General features: G+C 73.7%; 4 protein-coding genes. 1 reads left to right on the top strand and 3 read right to left on the bottom strand.

Features of this window, described 5'->3' with window-relative positions:
• The 3 genes from Q0112_RS05225 to Q0112_RS05215 all read right to left on the bottom strand — a co-directional run.
• Positions 1-625: GNAT family N-acetyltransferase (locus Q0112_RS05225; RefSeq protein WP_297972392.1), on the bottom strand; the 625-nt coding region annotated here is incomplete at its 3' end.
• On the bottom strand, positions 615-1436 hold the full coding sequence (locus tag Q0112_RS05220; protein WP_297972389.1) for an NAD(P)-dependent oxidoreductase: 822 nt from the start codon (positions 1434-1436) through the stop codon (positions 615-617). The genes Q0112_RS05225 and Q0112_RS05220, both read right to left, overlap by 11 nt.
• 19 nt (positions 1437-1455) lie before the next feature.
• Positions 1456-3120, bottom strand: a complete 1665-nt coding sequence (locus Q0112_RS05215) for a thiamine pyrophosphate-dependent enzyme (RefSeq protein WP_367278440.1) — start codon at positions 3118-3120, stop codon at positions 1456-1458.
• Between the two features lie 351 nt (positions 3121-3471).
• Here Q0112_RS05215 and Q0112_RS05210 point away from each other — a divergent pair.
• On the top strand, positions 3472-5792 hold a 2321-nt coding region (locus tag Q0112_RS05210; RefSeq protein WP_297972383.1), incomplete at its 3' end, for an ATP-binding protein.

Raw genomic sequence — 5792 nt, 5'->3', positions numbered from 1 at the left:
CGAGCGCGAAGGTCCCGGCCCCCTGCCGCCGCGCCCAGTCGGCGGCGGCGCGGGTCATGCGGGCGCCGAGGCCGCGGCGGCGGGCGGCGGGCGAGACCTCGAGCGCGTGCATCATGGCGACGGGGCCGGAGAGCGCGACGAAGGCCGCCCCGGCGGGATGGTCGTCGAGCCGGCCGAGCAGGTAGCAGCGCGGCGCGGGCGCGCGGGCCATGACCGCGAGGCGGGCCGGGCCGATGCCGCCCGCGGCCCAGATCTCGGCCATGCAGGCGAGCGGGCCGTCGCCGAAGACCGCCGCCTCGCCCGGTTCCGCGGCGACGGCGTCGGTCGGGGCGGCGAGGATGAGCGTCGGGTCGCGGAGGAGATAGCCGCGCGCGGCGAGGCGGGCATCGAGCGCCGCCTCTCCGGGCGAGAGGCGGAAGAGCGGCACCTGTCCCCAGGCGCGCATGGCGGCCTCGGCCGCCGCGAGGTCGGCGTCGGCGGCGTCGGCCTCCGCCAGGGATGCCGCCGAGACGCGGCCGCCGCCGCCGGCGCCGCGGCGGAGCAGGAAGGGCCCGAGGCGCCGCTCCTCGGCGGCGGGCCAGGTGGCCGCGAGCGCCGCGCGCAGGAGCGCGGCGTCAGCCGGCATCGTCGGGATGGCCGGTGGCGGCGAAGCCGCCGCCCACCACCCGGCTCGCGACCTCGTTCGGGTCGGGCCGCGGGGTCGCCGCCATCACCGCCGCCGCGAAGCCGTCGGCGCTGTCGAGCGGCCGGAAGCCGATGTGGGCGGCCCCGGCGTTGGAGACGGCGGCGCGCGCGTTGGCCGAGGTGCCGTAGACGACCGAGAAGCCGACCCGCGGCGCGGTCAGCGCCGCCGTGACCAGCCGCACGCAGTCGGCGGGTGAGAGCCAGGACCAGAGCATCCGCCGGTCGGCCGGCGCGTCGAAGCAGGAGCAGATGCGCAGCATCACGCTCTCCACCCCGAACTTGTCCCAGTAGAGGCTGGCGAGGTTCTCGGTGAAGGTCTTGGCGAGGCCGTAGAAGGTGTCGGGCCGCTGCATCACCCGCGTGCCGGGCACCTCCTCGACCGGGTAGAAGCCGACGGCGTGGATCGAGCTGGCGTAGACCACCCGGCGGACGCCGAAGCGGCGGGCGCCCTCGAAGACGTGGTAGGAGGCAGGCAGCGTCTCGGCGGCGATCTCCTCGAAGCTCTGCTCGAAAGGGTGGCCGGCGAAATGCACGACGGCGTCGCAGCCCTCGATCGCCGCGAAGGCCGCCGCCCTGTCGGAGAGGTCGACCCGGACGATCTCCTCGTGCGGCGCCGCCGCGCCCATGTCGCGGACGTCGGCGAGCCGGAGGCGGCCGGCGAGCGGGGCGAGGCCGCGGCGCAGGTGGCTGCCGAGGCTGCCGGCGGCGCCGGTGAGAAGGATGCGCCGGTAGTCCGGCGTTGGCGTCGGCATCGTTGGCGTCGACATCGGTTCAGACCCCCTCTTCGGCGGCGGCGCGCAGGGCGCTGAGCGTCTGGCGCGGCGTCAGGCTCTCGGTGTCGATCGCCAGCTCGAGGACGGCGCCGGTCGGGCTCGCCAGCGCGCGGGCGAAGGCGGCCGGGAAGTCCGCCGTCGCCGTCACCCGCTCGGCATGGGTGCCGTAGGCGGCGGCGAGCGCGACGAAATCCGGGTTCTCGATGTCGGTGAAGCTGACCCGGCGCGGATAGCGGCGCTCCTGGTGCATGCGGATGGTGCCGTAGCTGCGGTTGTTGACGATGAGGATGATCGGCCAGGCGCGCGCCTGCAGCGCGCAGCCGAGCTCGGGCAGGGTCATCTGGAAGTCGCCGTCCCCGGCGACGCAGACGACGGTCCGCTCCGGGTGGGCGATCCTGGCCGCGATCGCCGCCGGCACGCCGTAGCCCATGGCGCCCGACTGCGGCGCGAGCAGCCGCTGCCGCTCGCCGAAGGCGAAGTGCTTGTTGGTCCAGGTGGCGAAGTTGCCGGCGCCGTTGGTCAGGATGGCGTCGGCCGGGAGGACGGCCTGGAGGTGGCGCACCACCTCGCCCATGTCGAGCCCGCCCGGCTGCGGCGGCGTGGCGAGGCTCGCCCGCCAGTCGGCATGGGCGGCCTCGGTGCGCGCCGCCCAGCGCGCGCGGCCCTCGAGGCGGAGCCCGGCGAGGGCCGGCATCAGCCGGTCGGGATGGGCGTGGACGGGCAGGGCGGCGGTCTCGAGCTTGTTGAGCTCGGCGTCCGAGGCGTGCGCATGGATGAGCCGCGCCGCCATCTCCGGGATCGGGAAGAGCCGGTAGCCCTCGGTCAGGATCTCGCTGAACTCGATCCCGACGGCGAGGATCACGTCGGCCTCGGCGAGGAGCCGGCGGACGCCCGCCGTCTTGCCGAGGCCGGCGTCGCCGGCGTAGCTCGGGCTGGTCGCCGGCAGGAGGTCCTGGTTGCGGAAGCCGACGAGGACCGGCAGGAGGTTCGCCTCGGCGAAGCCGCGCAGGCCGGCCCGGCCGGCCTCGCCCCAGCCCCCGCCGCCGGCGAGGACGAGCGGCGCCCCGGCCCCCTCGAGGAGGCGGGCGATCCCGGCGAGGTCCTCGGCCGAGGGGGCGGCCTTCGGGATGCGCACGGCCGGGCCGGCGACGGCCTCGGTCGGCGCGGCCAGCATGTCTTCCGGCAGCGCGACCACCACGGGTCCCGGCCGCCCGCTCTGGGCCACGGCGAAGGCGCGGGCGACGAGCTCGGGCACCCGGTCGGGGTCGTCGATCTCCACCGCCCACTTGGCGAGCGGGCCGAAGACCGCGCGATAGTCGACCTCCTGGAAGGCCTCGCGGTCGCGCATGCCGGTGCCGATCTGCCCGACGAAGAGGATCATCGGCGCAGAATCCTGCCGCGCCGAATGCACGCCGATCGCGGCGTTGGCGGCGCCCGGCCCGCGGCTCGCGAAGCAGATGCCGGGCCGGCCGGTCAGCTTGCCCCAGGCGGCGGCCATGAAGGCGGCGCCCCCCTCCTGGCGGTTGGCGACCATGCGGATGCCGGGCGCGTCGCTGAGGGCGTCGAGGACCGCGAGGTAGCTCTCGCCCGGGACGCCGAACGCCGTGGTGACCCCCTGCGCCAGCAGGCAGTCGACGAAGACCCGGGCGGCGGTCCTGGGCAACTGGCGTCCTCCTTCTGCGGGCGTCCAGGCCATTCCTACCTGCGACGGCCGGCGGTCCGCCACCCCCGAATCGGGGGGGCGCCTCGGGGGGGCGAAGGCCTGGCTTCTGTCGCGTCCGTCGATGCGCGGGGGTGGTTACATACAACCACAAGCATAAATCCGTGGAGATCACTCTCCCGGCGGGTTTACTCGCACTAGTGGAGTTGCTGTTAATGTGTTATCGCTTCAGGTATCGCATCTTGCGAGATATCGGGCGATCCTGCCTCTGGGAGTACGGCGGAAGATTGCTGAGGGGCTGATGATCGCAGGCGGCATGTGTGGCGCGGACTGGCGCGCCGGGCGGATCCACCGATGAACCATAGCGACCAGATGATGCTCACCTTCGGCCTGCTCGCGGGCTTCCTGCAGCTCGTCGGCTACCTCCTCTATATCCGGGACGAGGAGATCGAGCCCAACCCGGTGACCTGGCTGATGTTCGCCTACGGCACCGCGCTGCTCACCTTCCTCGAGTGGGACCGCGAGGCTTCGGCGGCCGAGCTCGCCCTTCCCGTCGTCTGCAGCAGCATGGCGCTCTTCGTGGCGGGGCGCTGCTGGTGGCGGGCCCGCCGGCAGGACCCCTCGCGCTACTGGCCGCGCGAGTGGTGGCCGGAGGACTGGCGCGACCGGGCCTCGTTCCAGGCGGACCTCGTGCTGACCGGCCTCTATCTCGCGGCCGCCGCCCTCGCCTACAGCCGCTGGATCGACGAGGAGGCGCGGGGGTTCGCGGTCGTCATCTTCCTCATCGCCGCCAACCTCACCACGCTCACCGCCTTCTTCCCGCTGCTGCGCAACGTCGTGGCCGACCCGAGCCACGAGCGGCCGCTGCCCTGGGCGATCTGGGCCTCGGCCTATGCGCTGCTCGGCGCCACCACCTTCGCGATCCAGGGCGAGATCTGGTCCGAGCTGATGCTCTATCCGCTGCTCAACATGGTGCTGCACGGCTCGGTCGCGCTGCTCGCGCGCCGGTCGCGGCGCGAGCGGGTGGCGCGCGTGGCGCTCGGGGTCGGGCCGGAGGCGGAGCCGGCGCCTGCGGCGCACTGGGCGAACCGGGCCGCCGGCGAGGGCGACGACGAGGACGACGCGCTGCGGCTCTCGCACCGGCTGGTGGCGCTCCACGCCGGCGGGATCGTCCTGCTCATCCTCGTCGTCCTCGGCACCGCCCTCTGGATCTCGGCGCAGCACAACCGCCTCGCGCTCGACTCCTCGAAGCGCCTGGTCGAGAGCGAGCTCGAGGCGGTGCGCACCAGCACCTACACGCTGGTCCGCGACTATTCGATCTGGGACCAGGGGTTCGCCGCGGTGATGAACGACGACCGCGAGTGGCTCTACAGCAGCATCGGCAGCAGCGTCACCGAGCTCGGCACCTTCGACCTGGCGATCCTCATCCCCGAGGGCCGGACCAACTTCGGCTGGATCGCCGGCTCGCCGCCCGAGGGCGAGGTCGACATCCTGCCGGCGCCGCTGCTCGGGGCGATCCTCGGGCTGCTCGATACCAAGAGCCAGCGCAACGCGCGGCTGCGCACGCTCCTCGCCGAGTTCGACGGCTCGCCCTGGTTCTTCGCCGTCTCGCGGATGACCCTCGTCGAGGGCCTGCCGCCGGGGGTGACGCGCGGCGCGCTGCCGGTGCAGATCCACGGGACGCGGCTGACCGAGGAGCGGCTGGGCACGCTGGGGCGGGACCTTCTCGCGACCAAGCTGACGCTCAGCCAAGAGGTCCCCGAGGGCATGGCGAGCGTGGCGCTCGTCGACTTCAAGGGCGACGTCATCACCAACGTGGTCTGGGACGCGCCGCGGCCGGGCGCGAACATCCTGCGCAAGGCGGCGATCCCGCTCGCGCTCGCGCTCCTCGTCGCGACCGCGATCAGCGCGGTCAGCTCGCTCTACGCCGTGCGCTCGGCCCGGCGGCTTGAGCGCGCCCTCGTGGCGGCGAAGGCGGCGGACCGCAGCCGGACCGAGTTCCTGTCCAACGTCAGCCACGAGCTCAGGACGCCGATGAACGGCGTCCTCGGCGCCACGCAGCTTCTCGCCATGACCGGCCTCGACGAGGAGCAGCGCGAGCTGGTGGACCTGCTCCTTTCCTCCGCCAACGCGCAGATGTCGCTGATCTCCGACCTGATCGACGTCAGCCGGATCGACTCGGGCAACCGCAAGCTCGAATCGATGCCCTTCGAGCCGGAGACGGTGCTCGGCGAGGTCACCGACATGATGAAGGTGACCGCATCGCGGAAGGGGATCCGCCTCGAGGCCGACTGGACCGAGATCAGGGGCCTGACCGTGCGCGGCGACGCGCAGGCCCTGCGCCAGATCCTGACCAACCTCGTCGGCAACGCGGTCAAGTTCACCGACGCCGGCGGCGTGGGCGTGCACGCCGCGCTGGAGCGCGGGGCGCAGGCGAAGCTCACCGTCACCGTCGCCGACACCGGGCCGGGCATCCCCGAGGCCGCGCTGCCGCGGATCTTCGAGCGCTTCTTCCAGGTCGACAGCTCGATGTCGCGCGTGACCGAGGGCACCGGGCTCGGCCTCGCGATCAGCGAGAAGCTGGTGCAGGCGATGGGGGGCGAGATCACCGTGTCGAGCGAGCTCGGGGCGGGGTCGACCTTCGTCTTCACCGCGGTGTTCGACGAGGCGGCGCG

Origin of the sequence: uncultured Amaricoccus sp. (genome assembly GCF_937858865.1) — a bacterium.
Lineage (GTDB): Bacteria > Pseudomonadota > Alphaproteobacteria > Rhodobacterales > Rhodobacteraceae > Amaricoccus.
The sequence above is the reverse complement of the archived record's forward strand: the minus strand, read 5'-3'. Positions and strand labels throughout refer to the sequence as shown.

Coding starts and splice junctions, on each gene's coding strand:
- Q0112_RS05220 (WP_297972389.1), bottom strand. CDS start 1,436: ATGCCGACGCCAACGCCGGACTACCGGCGCATCCTTCTCACCGGCGCC.